Genomic DNA, 20,323 nt, shown 5'->3' with positions numbered 1-20,323 from the left:
GCCAGACGATTCATGTTAATTCTGTGAATTATTCAGCCACCCAGCGGCAGCTTGGCCTGCGCTTGCTACGGCTGCGCGAGCAACGCGGCTACAGCCAAGTGGACCTGGCCCGCGCCTTGGGCCTGTCGGCCAGTTACCTGAACCAGATCGAGCGCAACAAACGCCCACTCACCCCGGCCGTGCAGAAGAAGCTGGGCGAGGTATTGGGCGATGTTTCCTCACTGTTCGACGAAGATGAGCCCGCTGCCCTGCAGGAAGCCCTGGGCGAGACCCTGCGCGACCTCGGCTTGGCCGAAGTGAGCGCGACCGAGCTGCGCGCCCTGGCCGGCAACCTGCCGCAGGTCAGCCGCGCACTGCTGGACCTGCACCGCCGCCACCTGGCGCTGCGCGAGCATGCCGCCGCGCTGGAGTTCCAGCTGGGCGAGCCCGGTGCCGGCAGCACCCTGCCCGCCGGTGACCAGGTGCGCGAGTTCTTCAACCGCATGCACAACCACATCCCCGAACTGGACGAGCTGGCCGAGCAGCTGTTCGCCGAATGGGGGCTGTCGCCCGGGCATGTGGCACCGCGGCTGCGCCAGCTGCTGGCCGACCGCCATGGCGTGCTGGTGGAAGTGGCCGCACTGCAGGCCGGGCGCGAGAAACGGCAATACGATGCCGATGCGCGGCGGCTGTGGCTGCCCGATTACCTGGAGCCCGGCCAGCAGGCGTTCCAGATGGCGGCCGAGCTGGCCCTTCACGGCTACCTGCCGCAGATCGATGCGGTAGTGGCGCGCGCTGGCTTTACCGATGAGGCACGCATCGCGCAGGCGCGGATTGGCTTGTCGAATTACTTCGCCGGTGCGTTGGTGATGCCGTACATGCGTTTCCTGCGTGCGGCCGAGGCCAGCAGTTACGACATCGAGCTGCTGGCGCACCAGTTCGGCGTCGGCTTTGAAGCGGTCTGTCATCGGCTGAGCACGCTGGCACGGCGCAGTGCGCCCGGGCTGCCGTTCTTCTTCATCCGCGTGGACCGTGCCGGCAACGTGTCCAAACGCCATTCGGCCACCGATTTCCACTTCTCGCAGGTGGGAGGGTCGTGCCCGCTGTGGATCGTCTACGAGGCGTTCAACCAGCCCGGCCGCATCCTCACCCAGACCGCGCGCATGCCCGATGGGCGGCGCCACTTCTGGCTGGCGCGGCAGGTCAGCAGCGGGCCGGTGGGCCATGGCCAGCCACGCAAGACGTTCGCGGTGGCGTTGGGCTGCGACCTGCAGCATGCCGAACGCCTGGTGTATTCGCTGGGGCTGGATGTACAGAGCCCGGGGAACTCGGTGTCGATCGGGCCGGGTTGCCGGGTGTGCCCGCGCGAGGACTGCATGCAGCGCGCGTTCGCGCAGTTGCCGGGGCGGTAGGGGGTTCTGCAGGGCTGCGCCCTGCACCTGCGGTAGTGCCGGCCGCTGGCCGGCAACCTCAAAAGCAACAGCGGGCTTTCCGTGGGATGGCGGGGCGGTGTCGGATTGCGGGGACGCCGTGAACCCGTCCCTGAAGTGCCCCCCGGCATCCATGCCGCGGACACCCCGCAATCCGACACCAGCCCGCCTTCGACAGTTTCCTCCTGGTGCTGGAACCTGATGCTGATGGTGATGCTGATGCTGATGGTGGGTGCCGACCGTTGGTCGGCACGCTCTGGCCCTGCGCGAAATGCATCCACGCATGGCGTGGATCTACTACCGGCTCAGTAGATCGGCGTCACCTTCATCTGCGGCAGCGGACGCGGTGCGCCGTCGGTAAGGTCCGGGCCGAGGTCTTCCCAGGTACGTCCCTGCTCGACCATCAACCCCCACAGCTGCTGCGAGGCCAGCCGCTTGTCTTCCGAGCCCAGCTTGTACGACGGCGGTGCCGGTTCCCCGCGGGCAAGCATCGCGTACGCCGCGCGGTAGGCCAGTACCTGCTGCGCCGGATCATCGGTGCGTGCCACTTCCACCGTGTAGCGCTGGTAGGCCGAGGCCAGGTTGCGCCAGCGGATCCAGTAGTGGTTCTCGAACGAGAACGAACAGAAGCGCGCACCGGCCAGGCTGCCCTTGTCGGCGATGCGGGTCAGCACCTCCTGCGGCATGTCCAGGTTCATGCCGCCTTCGTCGCCCTGCAGGCTGACGTGCACGATGCGGTCGCGGTAGCCCGGCGCGCGCGCCTGCAGCAGATCGCGCCAGTTCTGCATGGTCGCCACCACCGCGAACAGGAAGCGGCCCAGCTCGGCGGCCGCCAGCGGTGTGGCGATCGACTGGTAGGTGCGCTGCCAGCCGTGTCGGTTCTCGGTGGGCAGGAACACCGCGTGCTCCAGCGACTGACGGCCACTGCTGCCGTGGTTCACCTCTTCGGCGTGCTGCGGGTAGACCAGATTGATGGCGAAGGTCGGCCAGCGCGGCAACGCGGCATCGAACAGATGGATCGGGAAATTGCTGCTGATGCCACCATCGGAGAACCAGCAGATGCGGAAGGCGGTGATCACCGGGCCGCAAGCCTGCCCGGCGCTGGTCAGCCCTTCCATGCTGTCGGCCACGTTGTGCTCGGGGTCGGCCGCCGGCGCGGTCGGCTCGCAGCGTCGTTCGCGGCGTGAGGGTTCATGCAGCGGCACCGCGCTGATCAGCAGCGGGAAGCTCAGGCTCATGCGCGTGGCCACCAGCACCGGCAGCTTCGGGCCCGGCGGCAGGTGGTAGTACTGCCGCCCTTCCACCTCCAGCGGCGGGCCGGCCTGCGTCACCAGCCACTGCACCACGCTGGCCGGGAACAGCTGCTCGAATTCCTCGCGCAGGAACCAGAACTGCGCGCCGCCCAGCGGCAGCGTGCGCGGCTCGTTGTGCGACACGCAGGTGGTGATCATCTGCAGGCTGATCGCATGCGGGCTGTCCGGCTCGCCGGCATAGCGCGGCGCATCGTGCAGGTCGGCGAAGGTGAGCGGTGCATCCAGCGGCTTGCCGGACAACTGCTGCAGGCATTCGTGCAGCCACTCGGTCAGTGCCGGCGTGCGTGCATCGCGGCCGAGGCCGCTGCACAGGCCCAGCAGATTGCGTCGCGCCACGCGTGCCACACGAAGCGCGGCACCGGCCACACCCGCACCGTACGCGCACAGCAGCGACGGCAGCAGCGTGGCCGCCACCCCGCTCCAACCACCGCCCCACCAGCCCAGGCCGAGCAGCAGCGCCAGCGACACCAGCACTTCCAGCGGCGCGATCTCGAACACGGCAACGGCCAGGCACAGCAGCTTGTGCGGCAGGCTGGCATTGCCGGTCAGCACCACCAGCAGGCGATAGGCCGCGCGTGCGCCGCGTGCGGGCTGGAACAGGCTGTAGATGAAGCCGCGCCGCGACAGCTGCGCCGACACCGCCGACAACCCGCCATAGCCTGCATCGCCGGGCAGGTGCTCGCCGGCCTGCTGGCGACGATCACCGCAGGCCGCCGCAGCCGCCACGGCGGCGGCGATGGCGCCGGCCGAAGTGCCGCCGATGCTCTTGAAGCGATACTCGCGCGCCAGCGCCAGTACCGCATTGGGGTACACGATGCCGCTGGTGATGCCGCCTTTCATGACCAGATCGCAGTACTTGTCCGCCACTGTCTTGCCCCCGAGCATGCCGTCCGCCGCGTGGGTGCCAGTATGGCGCAGGGGCTTCTCAGGGCCTGAGAACAACGGCGCAGTCCGCGCACGCAATGCGCCGTTCAGCAGAAAGCACGGCTGCAGGCTTGACCCGCCCCGCCATCGGCGTAGCATCTGCAGCAAGCCAAGGGACAGACCCGCGGCTGCCACAACGACATGAGGGATTCTCATGGAATTCGACTATCTCGTCTTCATCGGGCGATTCGAGCCCTTCCACAACGGCCACGCCGCCGTTGCCCGCCTGGCCCTGAGCCGGGCCCGCAAGCTGATCTTCCTGGTCGGCTCTGCCGATACCCCCCGCAGCCTGCGCAATCCCTGGACCGTGGCCGAACGCGCCGTGATGATCCAGGCCGCCCTCGATGGCCACACCGACCGTCTGCTGATCCGCCCGCTGCGTGACCACCTGTACAACGAAGCGCAGTGGATCGCCAACGTGCAGCGCCAGGTGGCTGAAGCCCTGCGCAACGACGGCGCCGCCGCCGATGCGAAGGTGGGCCTGATCGGCATGGACAAGGACGCGTCCAGCTACTACCTGCGCGAGTTCCCGCAGTGGCCGCTGGTGGACGTGCAGCATACCGCCACCCTGTCGGCCACCGAGCTGCGGCGCTACCTGTTCGAAGCCGGCGACGTCGACTTCCACGGCGCGCTGCTGATGCTGCGTGGCAATGTGCCGGCGCCGGTGTACGACATGCTTGAAGCGTTCCGCAAAAGCGCGCCTGCCTATGGCCAGCTGGTCGCCGAGTACCGCTTCATCGAACAGTACAAGGCCGCCTGGAAGGATGCGCCCTACGCGCCCACCTTCGTCACCACCGATGCGGTGGTGGTGCATTCAGGCCACGTGCTGCTGGTGCGTCGCCGCTCGGAACCCGGCAAGGGGCTGTGGGCGCTGCCCGGCGGCTTCGTCGGCCAGGAACAGAGCCTGCTCGACAGCTGCCTGCGCGAACTGCGCGAGGAAACCCGGCTGAAGATTCCGCTGCCGGTGCTGAAGGGTTCGCTGAAGGGCCAGCAGGTCTTCGACCACCCCGACCGCAGCCAGCGCGGCCGCACCATCACCCACGGTTTCCACTTCGAATTCCCGGCCGGTGAACTGCCGCCGGTGCGCGGCGGCGACGACGCAGACAAGGCGCGCTGGATACCGGTGAGTGAAGCCCTGGACATGGGCCCGCAGCTGTTCGAAGACCACCTGCACATCCTGGAGTATTTCCTCGGCCGCGGCTGACAGGCCCGGCCCCCCCACTGGCGGACAGACCGCTGGTGTCACTCGACGCGAAGGAGCTTCCGTCATGCACTACCTCGATAATCTTCTCCTCAACACCGACAGCTACAAGGCCAGCCATTGGCTGCAGTACCCGCCGGGTACCGATGCCACGTTCTTCTACGTCGAATCACGTGGCGGCCTGCACGATCGCACGGTGTTCTTCGGCCTGCAGGCGATCCTCAAGGACGCGCTGGCACGACCGGTCACCCACGCCGACATCGACGACGCTGCTGCGGTATTCGCCGCCCATGGCGAACCGTTCAACGAGGCCGGCTGGCGCGATATCGTCGACCGGCTTGGCGGCCACCTGCCGGTGCGCATCCGCGCCGTTCCCGAGGGCAGCGTGGTGCCCACCCACCAGGCACTGATGACCATCGAGTCGACCGATCCGGCTGCGTTCTGGGTGCCGTCGTATCTGGAAACGCTGCTGCTGCGCGTGTGGTATCCGGTCACCGTGGCCACCATCAGCTGGCACGCACGGCAGACCATCGCCGCGTTCCTGCAGCAGACCAGCGACGACCCGCAAGGGCAGCTGCCGTTCAAGCTGCACGACTTCGGCGCGCGCGGTGTATCGAGCCTGGAATCGGCCGCGTTGGGCGGTGCCGCGCACCTGGTCAACTTCCTCGGCACCGATACCGTGTCGGCGCTGTGCCTGGCACGCGCGCACTACCACGCGCCGATGGCCGGCTATTCGATTCCGGCCGCCGAGCACAGCACCATCACCAGTTGGGGCCGCGAACGCGAGGTGGACGCCTATCGCAACATGCTGCGCCAGTTCGGCAAGCCCGGTTCGATCGTGGCGGTGGTGTCGGACAGCTATGACATCTACCGCGCGATCAGCGAACACTGGGGCACCACCCTGCGCGATGACGTGATCGCGTCGGGCGCCACCCTGGTCATCCGTCCCGACTCGGGTGACCCGGTGGAGGTGGTGGCCGAAAGCCTGCGCCGGCTGGATGAAGCCTTCGGCCACAGCCTCAACGGCAAGGGCTATCGCGTGCTCAACCACGTGCGGGTGATCCAGGGCGATGGCATCAATCCGGACACCATCCGCGCGATCCTGCAGCGCATCACCGACGACGGCTACGCCGTCGACAACGTGGCCTTCGGCATGGGCGGTGCACTGCTGCAGCGGCTGGACCGCGATACGCAGAAGTTCGCGCTGAAGTGCTCGGCCGCACGGGTCGAGGGTGAGTGGATCGACGTCTACAAGGATCCGGTCACCGACGCCGGCAAGGCCAGCAAGCGTGGCCGCATGCGCCTGCTGCGCCGCCTGGACGATGGCAGCCTGCATACGGTGCCACTGCCGGCCAATGGCGACGACACCCTGCCGGACGGCTTCGAGGACGCAATGGTGACCGTGTGGGAGAACGGCCGCCTGCTGCACGACCAGCGGCTGGACGACATCCGCACGCGGGCGGCCGTGGGGCATTGAAGGTGCATCCCGACCGGGGTTGGATCCCGTTGCAGCGCAGCGGGCTCTGCCCCCTGCGCTCTTGACCGGCGCCACCAACAGGTCCACCTTGCACACGCCGAAGGTATCCCTCCCATCGCTGCGGCGCGGGGAGGGATTTAAACGGGAATCCGGTGAAGGCGCCTCGCGCGTCCATTCCGGAGCTGCCCCGCAGCGGTGAATGGAAACGAATCCTGCCAACAGCACTGGGCTCGCGCCTGGGAAGCGGCAGGTAGTAGGTGGGCTGCGGCCCGAGTCCATCAGCCCGAATACCGGCCCCGGCCGGGGGACACGACCGTCCCCTGACTCGACCTGGAATCTCCGCGGGGAGGTTGCCGGGGCCGTCGTCGTCCTGCGCGTGCAGGCGGTGTGGCCGCGCGCGTCCTGTTCACGGTATCCGGCCAGACCCGTTCACCCACGCGCTGATGCATGGGCTACCGCCGTTGCCGGCGGTCCATGCGGTACCTGACGATGACCGAGCTCCAACGCCCCACCCTGACCCTGCCCGCCGACGGCAAGCGCCTGCTGCTGCATTCGTGCTGCGCGCCCTGTTCCGGCGAAGTGATGGAGGCGATCACCGCCTCCGGGATCGACTACGCGATCTTCTTCTACAACCCCAACATCCACCCGGTGAAGGAGTACGAGCTGCGCAAGCAGGAGAACATCCGCTTCGCCGAGCAGCACGGCATTCCTTTCATCGACTGCGACTACGACACCGACAACTGGTTCAGCCGTGCACGCGGCATGGAAAACGAGCCTGAACGCGGCATCCGCTGCACGATGTGCTTCGACATGCGCTTCGAGCGCACTGCGCTGTACGCGCACGAGCACGGCTACGACACCATCAGTTCTTCGCTGGGCATCTCGCGCTGGAAGAACATGGCGCAGATCAACGACTGCGGCATCCGCGCCGCCTCGCGCTATGAAGGCCTGCAGTACTGGGACTACAACTGGCGCAAGGGCGGCGGTGCCAGCCGCATGATCGAGATCAGCAAGCGCGAGCAGTTCTACCAGCAGGAATACTGCGGCTGCGTGTACTCGCTGCGCGATGCCAACCGCCATCGCCGCGAGAATGGCCGCGAGCGGATCAAGATCGGCCTGTTGTACTACGGGCAGGACGCTGGGACGCCGCAGGACGATTGACGTGCAGGCATGGGGCGGCCACGCTGGTCGCCCCTTCTGTTGTACCGGAACTGCCATGACCGCCCTGCCCGCCGATGTCGCCCTGCTGGTGATCGACCTGCAGCCGGACTTCATGCCCGGTGGCGCCCTGGCCTGCGACCAGGGCGATGCGCTGGTGGCACCCATTGCCGATCTGCTGGTGCAGCGCCGCTACCGCACCGTGGTGGCAACACAGGACTGGCACCCGGCCGACCATGCCTCGTTCGCCAGCCAGCACCCCGGCCAACGCCCGTTCGAGACCATCCTGCTGCACGCGCAGCCGCAGACCCTGTGGCCGGACCACTGCGTGCAGGGCAGCGCCGGTGCCGCCCTGCACCCGGGCGTGGACTGGACCGTGGCCGACCTGATCCTGCGCAAGGGCACGCGCCAACAGGTGGATTCGTACAGCGCCTTCCGCGAGAACCACGGCCCCGAGGGCGAGCGCCCGGCCACCGGCCTGGCCGGCTGGCTGCATGAACGCCGCATCCGCGAAGTGCACGTATGCGGCCTGGCCCGTGACTACTGCGTGCTGTGGAGCGCGCAGGACGCGGTGAAGTCCGGCTTCCGGGTGAAGTTCCTGTGGGAGCTGACCAAGCCGGTGACCGAAGCCAACGACGTGATGGTGCGCGAGGCGCTGGGCAAGGCGGGGATCGCGATCGTCTGAGGCGTGACCGCCGGGCATGGCCCGGCGCTACCGCGCACGTCGCTATGCCGCTTGCGCGCTCCTGCCCACAACAACACAATCGATTCATCCAGCCCCCTAACTACGCCCCCCTATAGATCGCGGGACGGCCGAACCGGGGGCTTTTCATTGGATGAAATCAGGATTCGGTAGTGCCGGCCGCTGGCCGGCAGCCCCGGGACCTCTGCAGTGGCCCGCCAAAGCCCGGCACTACCGGATAGCACCCGTGGTAGCGCCGGGCCATGCCCGGCGGACGCGGGATGGGCGATTACCGGAATACCACCGTGCGATGCCCGTTGAGCAGGATGCGGTGCTCCACATGGCGGCGAACCGCGCGCGCCAGCACCAGCGATTCGGTATCGCTGCCCAGCCGCACCAGTTCACGCGGTGCCATCGCGTGGTCCACGCGGGCCACGTCCTGTTCGATGATCGGGCCTTCGTCCAGGTCCTCGGTGACGTAGTGCGCGGTGGCGCCGATGATCTTGACCCCACGCGCGTGTGCCTGGTGGTACGGCTGCGCGCCCTTGAAGCTGGGCAGGAAGCTGTGGTGGATGTTGATCGCACGGCCGGCCAGCGCGCGGCACAGCGTGGGTGACAGGATCTGCATGTAGCGCGCCAGCACCACCAGGTCGATGCGCTCGCGCTCGACCAGGTCGATGATCTGCTGCTCCTGCACCGCGCGTGTAACGGCGGTCACCGGCAGGTGGTGGAACGGCACCTGGTAGGACGCCGCCAGCGGCGCAAAGTCGGCGTGGTTGGACGCCACTGCTGCGATGTCCACCTTCAGCTGGCCGCTGTGGGCGCGGAACAGCAGGTCGTTGAGGCAATGCCCCTGTTTGCTGACCAGCACCAGCAGCCGCGCGCGGCGTCGGCCATCGTGCAGCTGCCAGTCCATGCCGAAGCCTTCGGCAAGCGTGGCCATGGCGGCGTGCACGGTCTCCAGCGGCAGGCCGGCATCGCGGTCGAAGTGCACGCGCAGGAAGAAGCGGCCACTCTCCTCATCACCGAACTGCTGGGCGTCGAGGATGTTGCAGCCGTGGTCGAACAGCAGGCCGGACACGCGGTAGACGATGCCGGTGCGGTCGGGGCAGGACAGGGTAAGAATGGAATCGGGGCGCATCGCCACAGTGTAGGGCAGCGCCCTGCCCAGCGGCCGGATGATCACGGGTGCAACCGACCTGCTTGGTTCAGTACCAAGCGATACTTGGACCTTCCCGTGGCAAGCTGGTCGGTCATGAACCTGTTGCAACTGATCCGCAGCTTCACCCGCACCGCAGAGACCGGCAGCATTGCCGCCGCGGCCCGCATCCTTGGCATCAGCGCCACCGCGGTCGGCCAGAACATCAACCGGCTGGAGGCCCATCTGGGCGTACGGTTGCTGAACCGGAGTACGCGGCAGCTGGCCCTCAGCGAGGCCGGCGCGCTGTACCTGGCGCAGGTGCGCCACATCGAAGCCGACCTGGCGCGTGCGCAGGCCATGGTCACCGCCGGCGACATCGAACCGGCCGGGCCACTGCGCATCGCCAGCAGCAGCGCGTTCGGTCGCCACGTGCTGGCACCGTTGCTGCCTTCACTGCAGCAGCGCTACCCGCAACTGCAGCTGGAGCTGCGCCTGACCGACCGCGCCGTGCAACATGGCCCGGAAGCGGTGGATGCCAGCATCCGCATCGGGGCGCAGCTGGAAGATGGCGTGGTCGCGCGGCAACTGGCACGCGTACCGTTCGTCTTCTGCGCCTCGCCGGCCTACCTGAAGGCGCACGGCACCCCGCAGCAGCCTTCCGATCTGGGCGGTCATCGCGGGTTGCTGCACCGCTTCCCCACCGATGGCCGGCCATTGCGCTGGGGCCTGCTGAAGGACGGCCAGCGCGTGGACGCCGCGCTGCCACCGAGCATGGTCTGCGATGACATCGATGCGCTGGCGACGCTGGCGGCGGCCGGTGCCGGCATCACCCGGCTGGCCGCATTCGTGGCCGAGCCGTACCTGCGCGAGGGTCGCCTGCAGGCGGTGTTCGACGCCGACACCGCGTGGCGCCCGGAACCGATGGAGGTCTACTTCTGCGTCAGCGACCGCCGCGATTTCACCGCCAAGATCCGCGCGCTGTTCGAACACCTTCAGGCCGGCATCGCGCCGGCCTGGCGGGTGTGAGCCTCAGCGCGTCTTGAACACGCCGCGCGCATCGCGCGGCTCGCAGCGCAGGTACTGTGGCGCCGGTTCCACGCTGTCGCGCAATGCGGCAGCGGCATGCCACGGCCAGCGCGGGTCGTAGAGGATGCCGCGCGCCAGGGCCACGGCATCGGCGTGGCGGTGGCGCAGGATCGATTCGGCCTGCTCGGGCTCGGTGATCATGCCCACGGCGATGACCGGCATGCGCACCTTGGCCTTGATCGCTGCCGCGAACGGCACCTGGTAGCCCGGACCGACGGTGATCTTCTGGCGTTCGTCCAGGCCACCGCTGGAGACATGCAGGAAATTGCAGCCGCGCGCGTCCAGCACCTGGGCCAGCGCTTCGCTCTGCACCAGATCCCAGCCGCCATCGACCCAGTCGCTGGCGGAGATGCGCACGCCCACGGCGACCTTGTCCGATACCGCCGCACGCACGGCGTCGAACACTTCCACCAGCAGGCGCAGGCGGTTCGGCAATGAGCCACCGTAGCCATCGGTACGGCGGTTGCTCAGCGGCGACAGGAACTGGTGCAGCAGGTAGCCGTGGGCGGCATGCAGCTCGATCAGCTCGAAGCCCAGGCGCTCGGCACGCACCGCACTGGCGGCGAAGGCGGCGACGACCTCGGCGATGCCGGCCTCGTCCAGTTCCTGCGGCGCCGGGTCGGCGGCGTGGAACGGCAGCGGCGACGGCGCCACGGTGGCCCAGCCACGTGCATCATCGGCCGCCAGTTGGCCACCGCCGTCCCAAGGGCGGTTCACCGAGGCCTTGCGACCGGCATGGCCGAGCTGGATGCCCAGCGGCATCGGCGACCAGCGGCGGACGCTGGCCAGTACCTGTGCCAACGCGGCCTCGGTGCCGTCATCCCAAAGGCCCAGGTCGGCCCAGCTGATGCGGCCGCGCGGCTCGACCGCGGTGGCTTCCAGGATCAGCAGGCCGGCGCCGGATTGCGCGAGGTTGCCCAGGTGCATGGCATGCCAGTCGCTGGCGCGGCCGTCTTCGGCGGAGTACTGGCACATCGGCGCGACGACGATGCGGTTGGACAGGGTCAGGGGGCCGAACGAGATCGGCGAAAACAGCTGGCTCAAGACAGTGATGGACGACGTAGGGGATGCGTATTGCACCGCCGCACGGCTCGCGGATCAACCATCTGGATGGATCGCTGTTTCGTGTGACGTGCAGCAGCCGAGCGTGCGCCCGGTTCTACAGAAGCTCTCGCCCCTTGTAGAGCCGAGCCCGTGCTTGGCTCAGCGCGCAGCCCACGTGGCCAGCGCTTCAGCGCAGTCCCGCTCATCCTTGAACAACAGCAGGTCGTCGGCTCGGGTGCGGCCTCGGTTCAGCGCCGCTACCGGCAACCCCGCCTTCGCGGCCGCCTGCACGAAGCGGAAGCCGGAATAGACCATCAGCGACGAGCCCACCACCAGCACGGCGTCGGCCTGCTGCAGGTGATCGTGCACCGCCGCCACCCGTTCACGCGGCACGTTCTCGCCGAAGAACACCACATCCGGCTTCAGCAGGCCGCCGCAGTAAGGGCAATCGGGCACCACGAACGTGGAGAAATCGGTCTCCAGATCGGCATCGCCATCGGGCGCGATACCGGCCTCCAGCGCATCCCAGCCCGGATTGGCGTCCAGCAGCCGCTGCTGGAAATCCTCGCGGCCACTGCGGCGCTCACAGCCCATGCAGCGCACCCGGTCCAGGCGGCCATGCAGGTCGATCACCTTGTGGCTGCCGGCGCGCTGGTGCAGGCCGTCCACGTTCTGGGTCAGCAGCACCTGCAGCTTGCCGTTGTTTTCCAGGGCGGCCAGGGCCTGGTGGCTGCCGTTGGGCCGGGCCAGGCCGAAGCGCGGCCAGCCCAGCAGGCTGCGCGCCCAGTAACGCTGGCGGGTACCCGCTTCGCCCATGAACGCCTGATAGGTCACCGGCGGCGTGCGCTTCCACTGGCCGTCGCTATCGCGGTAATCGGGGATGCCCGAGGCGGTGCTGCAACCGGCGCCGGTCAGCACGAACAGGCGCTGGGCGCGGTCGATGAAGTCGGTCAGTGGCGGGGTCATGGCTGCCAGATGGGGGCGCCGCAGCGCCCCCGCAAGCGCCGGTCGGTTGTCCGGGTCAGGCCGCCGGCAGCGGCGGCACCGCGATCGGGTGGCCTTCCTCGTCCAGCGCGATCATCACGAAGTGGCCGCGGGTGCACAGCTTGCGCTCGCCGCTGTGCAGGTCTTCGGCGACCAGTTCCACCTCCACCTTCATCGAGCTGCGGCCGACTTCGACGATGCGGCCGATGGTTTCCACCATCTGGCCGATGCGGATCGGCAGTTTGAAGTCGACCTGGTCGCTGCGCGCGGTCACCACGGTACGGCGCGAGTAGCGGGCGGCGGCCAGGAACGCGGCCTTGTCCATCCACGCCAGTGCCTGGCCACCGAACAGGGTGCCGAGGTGGTTGGTGTGGTTGGGGAAGACGATTTCGGCCATGCGCACTTCGATGGGCGGCACGGTCTCGGGGATCGGGGTCATGGGGGAGCTTCGGTGTGGGGTGCTGCGGATTCTAAGCGACCGGCGTGACGGCCATCGGAATGCACGTGCAACGGTCACCCGGCAGCGGTGCCTGCGCAGGCCGCGCCTGCAGCAGGCGTTACACTGCGCCACGCCCACTGCCAGGATCCCCCATGCCCGCCACTTCCGACCTGCTGGCCTTTGCGCTGGTTTCGCTGGCCATGGTGCTCACGCCCGGGCCGAACATGATCTACGTCATCTCGCGCTCGATCTGCCAGGGGCCGATGGCGGGACTGATCTCGCTGGGCGGGGTGGCGCTGGGCTTCGTGTTCTACATGCTGTGCGCGGCACTGGGCATCACCGCCCTGCTGATGACCGTGCCGTTCGCCTACGACGCGCTGCGCATCGGTGGCGCGCTGTACCTGATGTACCTGGCCTGGCAGGCGCTCAAGCCCGGTGGCCGTTCGCCGTTCGCGGTGCGCGAACTGCCGCAGGACAGCCCGCGCAAGCTGTTCACGATGGGATTCCTGACCAATCTGCTGAACCCGAAAGTGGCGGTGATGTACCTGTCGCTGCTGCCGCAGTTCCTGCACCCGGACAGCGAAGGCAGCGTGCTGATGCAGTCGATCGTGCTGGGCTCCACCCAGATCCTGGTCAGCGTCAGCGTGAACGGCATGATCGCGCTGACCGCCGGCAGCATCGCCGGCTTCCTGGCCGCACGCCCGACCTGGCAGATGGTGCAGCGCTGGCTGATGGGCACGGTGCTGGCCGGACTGGCGGTGCGCATGGCGGTGGAAGGGCGGCGCTGATCGCGGCGTGCCCTCCAGGCGATACGCCCGGCCCCGTAATCAGAACAGTTCAGCGTGGTAGAAGCTCGGTTGTGCCGACCAGGCCTTGATATCGCCACATTGCGGCACGCTGGTGTAGTACAGGCGGATAGGAATGGCAGAGACCTTCGCACTCATCAGCATCGCGTAGGTCGCCTTGCAGACCTCCGGCGGCATGCTGAAGTCGCCTTTGCTGACGATGTTGCAGACCGCGTGGATGGGCGAGACGGTGGTCGCCACGAACACCTTGCCGCTGGCGTCGATGGAAACGTTGGTCACCTTGGAATCGCAGTTCGTGCCATGGGCGAGGGACGGACAGGCGACCAGGACGGCGAACAGTCCTCCCGTCCACCCACGAAACACGGTCCTGCGGGTTGCTGTTCCAGGCACTGCAGTCTCCATTGCGACCTCCGGGGTCCATTCAGTTGCGCCACCATGGCAGGACCACGCGCACGGGAACCCGGCGCTGGGATTGTCCACGCGTCATTCCTGCAGTGGCATCCCCTCTTCCTCCCCAGGCCCGGCATGGATGCGAAGCACCGCCACCACTGGCGTCCAGCGAGAATAGCTCATCCTTCTGATGCGCAACGAAAAACCCCGGCATTGGCCGGGGTTCTTCGTTGCGACAGGCCGGGCCGGTTCGATCAGAAGTTCATGTCGAAGGCGACTTCGCCCTGCACGCCGACCTGGTAGGCCGAGACGCGGCGTTCGAAGAAGTTGGTCAGTTCCTGCACGTCCTGCAGTTCCATGAACGGCAGCGGGTTGCGCACGTTGTACTTCTTTTCCATGCCCAGCTTGGCGAAGTGCTGGTCGGCACAGTGCTGCAGGTACTGGCGCATGTCGCGGGTGGAGATGCCGGCCACGCCGCCGGACAGCACGTCCTCGGCGAACTGCACTTCGCATTCGATGGCCTCGGCCAGCATGTCGTAGACCTGCTGCTTCATCTCTTCGTCGAACAGGTCCGGTTCTTCCTCACGCACCACGCGCACCGACTCGAACGCGAACTCCATATGTGCGCTCTCGTCGCGGAACACCCAGTTGGTGCCCGAGGCCAGGCCCGGCAGCAGGCCGCGCGAACGGAAGTAGTACACGTAGGCAAAGGCCGCGAAGAAGAACAGGCCTTCGATGCAGGCGGCGAAGCAGATCTGGTTGAGCAGGAACTGGCGGCGCTGTTCGCGGGTCTCGATGCGGGTCAGGCTCTGGATCGAGTCGATCCACTTGAAGCAGAAATCGGCCTTCTTCTTGATCGAGTCGATGTTCTCCACCGCCGAGAACGCCTTGGCGCGCTCTTCCGGATCCGGCAGGTAGTTGTCGAGCAGGGTCAGGTAGAACTGCACGTGCAGCGCTTCTTCATACAGCTGGCGCGACAGGTACATGCGCGCTTCCGGCGCATTGAGATGCTGGTACAGGTTCAGCACCAGGTTGTTGGAGACGATCGAGTCGCCGGTGGCGAAGAACGCGACCAGGCGGTGGATCAGGTGGCGCTCGCCCGGCGACATCTTGCTGTGCAGGTCGGTGATGTCGATCTGGAAGTTGATCTCTTCCACCGTCCAGGTGTTCTTGATCGCGTTCCGGTACATGTCATAGAACTGCGGGTAGCGCATCGGGCGCAGGGTCAGTTCAAAACCGGGATCGAGCAGCATCTGCTTGGGCTTGTCGGCCATGGGTGTTTCCTTGAATTCCTGGGTGAGCCGCCGGGCGTGGCCCGGCGCTACCGTGGGTGTTTTTCCGCAGCCGAGCATGGCTCGGCTCTACAGGTGCGAGGTGTTCGAGTGCCGACCAACGGTCGGCACCCACCGCGCGGTGTGTTACTGGCAGGCCTCGCAGGCTTCCGGGTTTTCCAGCGAGCAGGCGATGGCTTCGTCCGGGCTGAATACCTTGGCCGGGGCCGCAGCGCTCACCGTGGTCTTGGCGATCTTGGTGGCCGGGCGCGAACGCAGGTAGTAGGTGGTCTTGATGCCCTGCTTCCAGGCGTACATGTACATGGAGGACATCGCGCCGATGTTCGGGCTTTCCATGAACAGGTTGAGCGAGGCCGACTGGTCGATGAAGGCGCCACGCTCGGCGGCCATGTCGATCAGCGAACGCATCGGCAGTTCCCACGCGGTGCGGTAGACCTCGCGCAGCGTTTCCGGAATCTGCGCCACGCCGGCGATGGAACCTTCGGCCAGCTTGATGGCATCGCGCATTTCCGGCGTCCACAGGCCCAGCTTCTTCAGCTCGTTCACCAGGTAACGGTTGACCTGCAGGAAGTCACCGGACAGGGTTTCGCGCTTGAACAGGTTGGACACCTGCGGCTCGACGCACTCGTAGCAGCCGGCGATCGAGGCGATGGTCGCGGTCGGCGCAATCGCGATCATCAGCGAATTGCGCAGGCCGTGTTCCTTGATGCGGGCGCGCAGGGCGTCCCAGCGTGCGGTGTCTTCCGGCACCACGTTCCAGGCGTCGAACTGCAGTTCGCCACTGGCGGCGCGGGTGTCGTTGAACGACGGGTGCTTGCCACGTTCCTGGGCCAGCTCGCAGGAGGTTTCCAGCGCGTGGAAGTAGATCGCTTCGGCAATCTTCTTCGACAGGGCGCGGGCTTCGGCGCTGTCGAACGGCAGGCGCTTGCGGAAGAACACGTCCTGCAGGCCCATGCAGCCCAGGCCGACCGGACGCCAGCGCAGGTTGGCGCGGCGGGCGGTTTCGATCGGGTAGAAGTTCAGGTCGATGACGCGGTCGAGCTGGCGCACGGCCAGGCGCACGGTCTCGGCCAGCTTCTCGAAATCGAACTCGTTGTGCTCGTCGAAGTGGTTGCCCAGGTTGATCGAACCCAGGTTGCACACCGCGGTTTCATCGTTGGAGGTGACTTCCAGGATTTCCGTGCACAGGTTGGACAGGTGGATCACGTTGCCCGGACGCAAGGTCTGGTTGCTGGCGCGGTTGCACTTGTCCTTGAAGGTCATCCAGCCGTTGCCGGTCTCGGCCAGCGTACGCATCATGCGGGCGTACAGCTTGCGGGCAGAGATGGTGCGGTTGGCCTTGCCCTGGGCTTCGGCCTGCAGGTAGGCGGCCTCGAAGGCTTCGCCGAACAGGTCGGTGAACTCCGGCACGACGCGCGGATCGAACAGCGACCATTCCTGGTCGGCTTCGACGCGCTTCATGAACAGGTCCGGCACCCAGTTGGCCAGGTTCAGGTTGTGCGCGCGGCGGGCTTCGTCACCGGTGTTGTCACGCAGCTCGAGGAAGTCCTCGATGTCGGCGTGCCAGGTTTCCAGGTACACGCAGGCCGCGCCCTTGCGCTTGCCACCCTGGTTCACCGCGGCCACGGACGAATCCATGGTCTTCAGCCACGGCACGATGCCGTTGGAGTGGCCGTTGGTCGACTTGATGAGCGAACCACGCGAACGCACGCGGGTGTAGCTGACGCCGATGCCGCCGGAGAACTTCGACAGCTGGGCGATGTCGCCGTACTTGGAGTAGATCGATTCCAGCGAGTCCTGCGGCGAGTCCAGCAGGAAGCACGAGGACAGCTGCTCGTGGGTGGTGCCGGAATTGAACAGGGTCGGGCTGGACGGCAGGTAGTCCAGGTTGCCCATGCGCTTGTACAGCGCCAGGGTCTCGGACACGTCCTCGCTCAGCGCGCTGGCGATGCGCAGGAAGAACTGCTGCGGGGTCTCGATCACCTTGCGGGTGTGCGGGTGGCGCAGCAGGTAACGGTCGTACAGGGTACGCAGGCCGAAGTAATCGAAGTTCAGGTCCAGCGAGATGTCGATGGCATCGTTGAGCTTGCGCGCGTTGGTCTGCACGAAGTTCAGCAGGCGGTCGTTGATCAGGCCGACTTCATGGCCACGGCTGACCGACTGCGAGAAGGCGTAGATTTCCTGGCCCGAGACTTCCTTGGCAATGTAGTTAGCCAGCAGGCGCGCAGCAAGGCGGCCGTACTCGGGCTCTTCACCGATCAGCAGGGCGGCGGTGCGGATGGACAGTTCGTCCAGCTCGCGGGTGGTGGCGCCGTTGTACAGGCCGGAAATGGTGCGGGTGGCCACGCGCATCGGATCGACGGCGTGCAGGCCTTCGGAGGAACGCTGCACCGCGCGCACGATCTTGTTCAGGTCCACCAGTTCGGTGGTCCCGTTGCGCTTGGTCACACTCATCGCGTTGGCCGTCGGCGGCGACGTCAACAGGAACTCGCTTTCCTTCTCGATGGTGGCGCTGGATTCGGTGCTCACGGCGTATGTCCTCTTGGCGTGATTGGGGGTGCTCGATGCATCGGGGTGACGCAGCCCGGGACATGACGGCCCAGGATGGCAGGACGGCGTCGCAGGGAATGAGACCCTGCGCCTGCCACTGCCGTTGACGATCGCGGATGGGTGCTGCTGCCAACCCCCAGACTTGGGGTTGCTGCGACCGACGGCCACAAGATAGTGGGGGTAATGGGGTCCGTCAACGCCAAATGTAGTGAAATTCGGCAATCCCTTGCGCCGCAAGGATCGTGCCACCGGCGTCCGGATCAGACGCTTCAGACCTGCCGGAACGGGCTGCGCAGTCAAGCCCGAAAGGCGTCATTGCGGTGGTACAACGCACCGCGAAAACGGAACAATGACAGCTTCACATGACAGTGATGAAACTGGCTAGGGACAACCCTGTGGATAGGTGGTGGGCAGCCGGTGGGAATCCGGTGGACGCCGGGACCGCCCGCCGGGCAGCGACGCGAGGCTGCATGTGCCGGCCAGGCCGGAGGAGCGGCCGCAGGGAAACGCCATTGCACCCTTCCCCCCGATCATTGCCGGCCAGCGGCCGGGACTACCGGAATCCCAGGGTGGTCGTGCCGGCCGCTGGCCGGCAACGCACGCCCTCAGGCCCCCTCACGCCCGGTGTGGGGTACCCAGGTACTCGGCGCTCTGCATTTCGATCAGGCGCGAGGCGGTGCGTTCGAAGGCACCTTGCAGGCGCTGGCCGGTGTACAGCTCGACCGGCGAGGTGCTGGCGGTGCAGACCAGGTTGACGTGGCGGTCGTACAGCTCGTCGATCAGGTTGACGAAGCGGCGCGCGGCATCTTCGTTCAGGCGGTCGAAGGCGGGAATGCCGCCCAGCAGCACCGTGTTGAACTCGTGCGCGATCTCAATGTAATCCGAGGGCCCGCGCGGGCCTTCGCACAGCGCGGCGAAATCGAACCAGGCGATGCTCTTGCCACGGCCGCGCACCGGAATCTTGCGGCCCTCGATCTCGATGTTGCCGGGCTTGGCCGGCTGGCCGCCGCTCAGCTCGTTCCAGCGCGTGGCCAGCCACTCATCGCTGTCGGCCGCCAGCGGTGCGCGGTATACCGGCGAGCGGGTCAGCGCGCGCATGCGGTAATCCTCGGTACCTTCGGCGTACAGCTCGACGCAGAAGCGCTGCAGCAGGCCAATGGCCGGCAGGAAGCTCTCGCGCTGCAGGCCGTTGAGGTACAGGTTCTCCACTGCGGTGTTGGAGGTGGTGACCAGGGTCACGCCCTCGGCGAACAGGCGCTCCAGCAGCCGCGCCAGCAGCATCGCATCGCCGATGTCGGTGACGAAGAACTCGTCCAGCACCAGCACGCGCAGGTTGCTGCGCCATTCCTGGGCGATCTTCGCCAGCGGGTCGCTCTGGCCCTGGTGCTCGCGCAGGCGCTCGTGGACGCTGCGCATGAAGCGATGGAAGTGAGTGCGGTACTTCTGCTTGATCGGCAGTCCGTCATAGAACAGGTCGACCAGGAAGGTCTTGCCGCGGCCGACGCCGCCCCAGAAGTACAGGCCCTTCACCGGCTCGGGCTTCTTCCAGAACGAGGACAGGCGGTCCAGCCAGCCGTCCTCGGCGCTGTCCAGCAGGCCCAGGTGGATGCGGTCCAGCTCGGCCAGCGCCGCATGCTGGGCCGGGTCGTTCTGCCAGTCGCCACGGGCAACCCCTTCCGCGTACCGCTGCGACGGGGTCAGTTCCACGTCGCTCATGCCGCCGCGCCCAGCCAGTGCTTGACGCCGTGGGTCAGCGCGCCGCGCAGGTCGATCAGCTTGCGGTGGAAGAAATGGCTGGTCTCGGGCATGCGCACCAGCTCATGCGGGAAATCCAGCGAGTCCAGCCACTGGTAGACGGCCTGCGGGTCGACGATCTCGTCCTGCTCGCCCTGGATCACCAGCCAACGGGCCGGCGGTGCGATGCCGTCGAAGTCCCAGCGGCCGGCCGGCGGCGCGATCGAGATCAGCGCTTCCGGCTGCAAGTCGGCCGCGGCCTTCAGTGAAACGAACGCGCCGAAGCTGAAACCGGCCAGCCACAGGCGGTCGTCCGGACGCTGGCTGCGCACCCAGGCGGCGACGGCCTTCAGGTCGTCCTGCTCGCCCACGCCATGGTCGAACTCACCGGCCGAACCACCCACGCTGCGGAAGTTGAAGCGCACCGTGGCGATGCCCAGCTCGCGCAGGGTGGTGGCGGTCATGGTGACCACTTTGTTGTGCAGGGTGCCCCCTTCGGTGGACAACGGGTGGCAAATGATGGCCACGATCGGCTGCACCGGCGCATCGGCCTTGGGCAGGTCGACGACCACTTCCAGCGGGCCGGCCGGGCCGTCCAGTTCAAGGCAGGCGGTTTCGCCGGGGGCAACGGGGAACAAGGGCTTGTGCATGGCACCATGATACCGTCCCCCGCCCCTGCCCTGTGCCCGCCCC

At 67.2% G+C, this 20,323-nt stretch carries 17 protein-coding genes and 1 riboswitch; of the genes, 7 read left to right on the top strand and 10 right to left on the bottom strand.

Translation table 11 applies throughout. The features are described from left to right. Window positions 1-23: 23 nt before the first annotated feature. Window positions 24-1,391, top strand: coding sequence for a helix-turn-helix domain-containing protein (locus tag AC5P60_RS13790; protein ID WP_483693720.1), 1,368 nt, complete (start codon window positions 24-26; stop codon window positions 1,389-1,391). Between the two features lie 323 nt (window positions 1,392-1,714). On the opposite strand, the gene AC5P60_RS13785 is transcribed toward AC5P60_RS13790, so the two are convergent. Further along, window positions 1,715-3,607 carry a patatin-like phospholipase family protein gene (locus tag AC5P60_RS13785; RefSeq protein ID WP_483693721.1) on the bottom strand — a complete coding sequence of 631 codons (1,893 nt, stop codon included), beginning with the start codon at window positions 3,605-3,607 and terminating at the stop codon, window positions 1,715-1,717. Window positions 3,608-3,800: 193 nt separating this feature from the next. Here AC5P60_RS13785 and AC5P60_RS13780 point away from each other — a divergent pair, with 193 nt between their 5' ends. The 4 genes from AC5P60_RS13780 to pncA all read left to right on the top strand — a co-directional run bounded on the left by AC5P60_RS13780 (window position 3,801) and on the right by pncA (window position 8,167). Beyond that, entirely contained in the window at window positions 3,801-4,850 is a 1,050-nt protein-coding gene (locus AC5P60_RS13780) for a bifunctional nicotinamide-nucleotide adenylyltransferase/Nudix hydroxylase (protein WP_049403797.1), read from the top strand. Window positions 4,851-4,914: 64 nt separating this feature from the next. Further along, entirely contained in the window at window positions 4,915-6,324 is a 1,410-nt protein-coding gene (locus tag AC5P60_RS13775; RefSeq protein WP_049403798.1) for a nicotinate phosphoribosyltransferase, read from the top strand. Between the two features lie 83 nt (window positions 6,325-6,407). After that, a riboswitch (cobalamin riboswitch) is annotated at window positions 6,408-6,637 on the top strand. Between the two features lie 161 nt (window positions 6,638-6,798). Then, window positions 6,799-7,485 (top strand): epoxyqueuosine reductase QueH, encoded by a 687-nt coding sequence (locus AC5P60_RS13770; RefSeq protein ID WP_005407678.1) that lies wholly within the window; start codon window positions 6,799-6,801, stop codon window positions 7,483-7,485. A gap of 55 nt (window positions 7,486-7,540) precedes the next feature. After that, window positions 7,541-8,167, top strand: coding sequence for a bifunctional nicotinamidase/pyrazinamidase (pncA, locus tag AC5P60_RS13765; RefSeq protein WP_033833251.1), 627 nt, complete (start codon window positions 7,541-7,543; stop codon window positions 8,165-8,167). A 286-nt stretch (window positions 8,168-8,453) separates the two neighbouring features. Here the strand turns inward: pncA and purU are convergent, their stop codons facing one another. After that, window positions 8,454-9,305 (bottom strand): formyltetrahydrofolate deformylase, encoded by an 852-nt coding sequence (gene purU / locus AC5P60_RS13760; RefSeq protein WP_483693736.1) that lies wholly within the window; start codon window positions 9,303-9,305, stop codon window positions 8,454-8,456. A gap of 114 nt (window positions 9,306-9,419) precedes the next feature. On the opposite strand from purU, the gene AC5P60_RS13755 reads away from it, so the two are divergent. Next, window positions 9,420-10,331: a LysR family transcriptional regulator gene (locus tag AC5P60_RS13755; protein ID WP_005407675.1), complete on the top strand. Its 912-nt coding sequence runs from the start codon at window positions 9,420-9,422 to the stop codon at window positions 10,329-10,331. Window positions 10,332-10,334: 3 nt separating this feature from the next. Here the strand turns inward: AC5P60_RS13755 and AC5P60_RS13750 are convergent, their stop codons facing one another. The 3 genes from AC5P60_RS13750 to AC5P60_RS13740 form a co-directional block, all read right to left on the bottom strand. Then, window positions 10,335-11,435: an NADH:flavin oxidoreductase/NADH oxidase gene (locus tag AC5P60_RS13750; protein ID WP_483693722.1), complete on the bottom strand. Its 1,101-nt coding sequence runs from the start codon at window positions 11,433-11,435 to the stop codon at window positions 10,335-10,337. A 159-nt stretch (window positions 11,436-11,594) separates the two neighbouring features. Then, a complete protein-coding gene (locus tag AC5P60_RS13745; RefSeq protein WP_483693723.1) occupies window positions 11,595-12,401 on the bottom strand; it encodes an NAD-dependent protein deacetylase in 807 nt (268 codons plus the stop codon). A 55-nt stretch (window positions 12,402-12,456) separates the two neighbouring features. Then, entirely contained in the window at window positions 12,457-12,858 is a 402-nt protein-coding gene (locus AC5P60_RS13740) for an acyl-CoA thioesterase (RefSeq protein WP_005407672.1), read from the bottom strand. A gap of 152 nt (window positions 12,859-13,010) precedes the next feature. On the opposite strand from AC5P60_RS13740, the gene AC5P60_RS13735 reads away from it, so the two are divergent. Next, window positions 13,011-13,646: a LysE family translocator gene (locus AC5P60_RS13735; protein WP_483693724.1), complete on the top strand. Its 636-nt coding sequence runs from the start codon at window positions 13,011-13,013 to the stop codon at window positions 13,644-13,646. Window positions 13,647-13,685: 39 nt separating this feature from the next. On the opposite strand, the gene AC5P60_RS13730 is transcribed toward AC5P60_RS13735, so the two are convergent. The 5 genes from AC5P60_RS13730 to AC5P60_RS13710 form a co-directional block, all read right to left on the bottom strand. Further along, window positions 13,686-13,943 carry a hypothetical protein gene (locus AC5P60_RS13730; protein ID WP_005411932.1) on the bottom strand — a complete coding sequence of 86 codons (258 nt, stop codon included), beginning with the start codon at window positions 13,941-13,943 and terminating at the stop codon, window positions 13,686-13,688. A 365-nt stretch (window positions 13,944-14,308) separates the two neighbouring features. After that, the gene (locus tag AC5P60_RS13725; protein WP_005407669.1) at window positions 14,309-15,328 is read right to left on the bottom strand and encodes a ribonucleotide-diphosphate reductase subunit beta; all 1,020 of its coding nucleotides are present in this window, start codon (window positions 15,326-15,328) and stop codon (window positions 14,309-14,311) included. Window positions 15,329-15,472: 144 nt separating this feature from the next. Then, window positions 15,473-17,875, bottom strand: coding sequence for a ribonucleoside-diphosphate reductase subunit alpha (locus tag AC5P60_RS13720; protein WP_483693725.1), 2,403 nt, complete (start codon window positions 17,873-17,875; stop codon window positions 15,473-15,475). Window positions 17,876-18,511: 636 nt separating this feature from the next. Next, entirely contained in the window at window positions 18,512-19,612 is a 1,101-nt protein-coding gene (gene zapE, locus AC5P60_RS13715; protein ID WP_044569373.1) for a cell division protein ZapE, read from the bottom strand. After that, complete coding sequence (locus AC5P60_RS13710; protein WP_483693726.1) at window positions 19,609-20,280, bottom strand: alpha/beta hydrolase; 672 nt, start codon at window positions 20,278-20,280, stop codon at window positions 19,609-19,611. The genes zapE and AC5P60_RS13710 overlap by 4 nt, the downstream gene beginning before the upstream one ends. Window positions 20,281-20,323: the final 43 nt, after the last annotated feature.

Source organism: Stenotrophomonas sp. YJH_SMC_120 (assembly GCF_059368675.1).
Note: the sequence above shows the minus strand (reverse complement) of the source record. Positions and strands in the feature narration are given on the sequence as shown.

Excerpts from the sequence above, each read along its gene's own strand:
- AC5P60_RS13785 (WP_483693721.1), bottom strand. The coding sequence starts at position 3,607 with ATGCTCGGGGGCAAGACAGTGGCGGACAAGTACTGCGATCTGGTCATG.
- AC5P60_RS13780 (WP_049403797.1), top strand. The coding sequence starts at position 3,801 with ATGGAATTCGACTATCTCGTCTTCATCGGGCGATTCGAGCCCTTCCAC.
- AC5P60_RS13775 (WP_049403798.1), top strand. The coding sequence starts at position 4,915 with ATGCACTACCTCGATAATCTTCTCCTCAACACCGACAGCTACAAGGCC.
- AC5P60_RS13770 (WP_005407678.1), top strand. The coding sequence starts at position 6,799 with ATGCGGTACCTGACGATGACCGAGCTCCAACGCCCCACCCTGACCCTG.
- pncA (WP_033833251.1), top strand. The coding sequence starts at position 7,541 with ATGACCGCCCTGCCCGCCGATGTCGCCCTGCTGGTGATCGACCTGCAG.
- purU (WP_483693736.1), bottom strand. The coding sequence starts at position 9,305 with ATGCGCCCCGATTCCATTCTTACCCTGTCCTGCCCCGACCGCACCGGC.
- AC5P60_RS13755 (WP_005407675.1), top strand. The coding sequence starts at position 9,420 with ATGAACCTGTTGCAACTGATCCGCAGCTTCACCCGCACCGCAGAGACC.
- AC5P60_RS13745 (WP_483693723.1), bottom strand. The coding sequence starts at position 12,401 with ATGACCCCGCCACTGACCGACTTCATCGACCGCGCCCAGCGCCTGTTC.
- AC5P60_RS13740 (WP_005407672.1), bottom strand. The coding sequence starts at position 12,858 with ATGACCCCGATCCCCGAGACCGTGCCGCCCATCGAAGTGCGCATGGCC.
- AC5P60_RS13735 (WP_483693724.1), top strand. The coding sequence starts at position 13,011 with ATGCCCGCCACTTCCGACCTGCTGGCCTTTGCGCTGGTTTCGCTGGCC.
- AC5P60_RS13725 (WP_005407669.1), bottom strand. The coding sequence starts at position 15,328 with ATGGCCGACAAGCCCAAGCAGATGCTGCTCGATCCCGGTTTTGAACTG.
- zapE (WP_044569373.1), bottom strand. The coding sequence starts at position 19,612 with ATGAGCGACGTGGAACTGACCCCGTCGCAGCGGTACGCGGAAGGGGTT.
- AC5P60_RS13710 (WP_483693726.1), bottom strand. The coding sequence starts at position 20,280 with ATGCACAAGCCCTTGTTCCCCGTTGCCCCCGGCGAAACCGCCTGCCTT.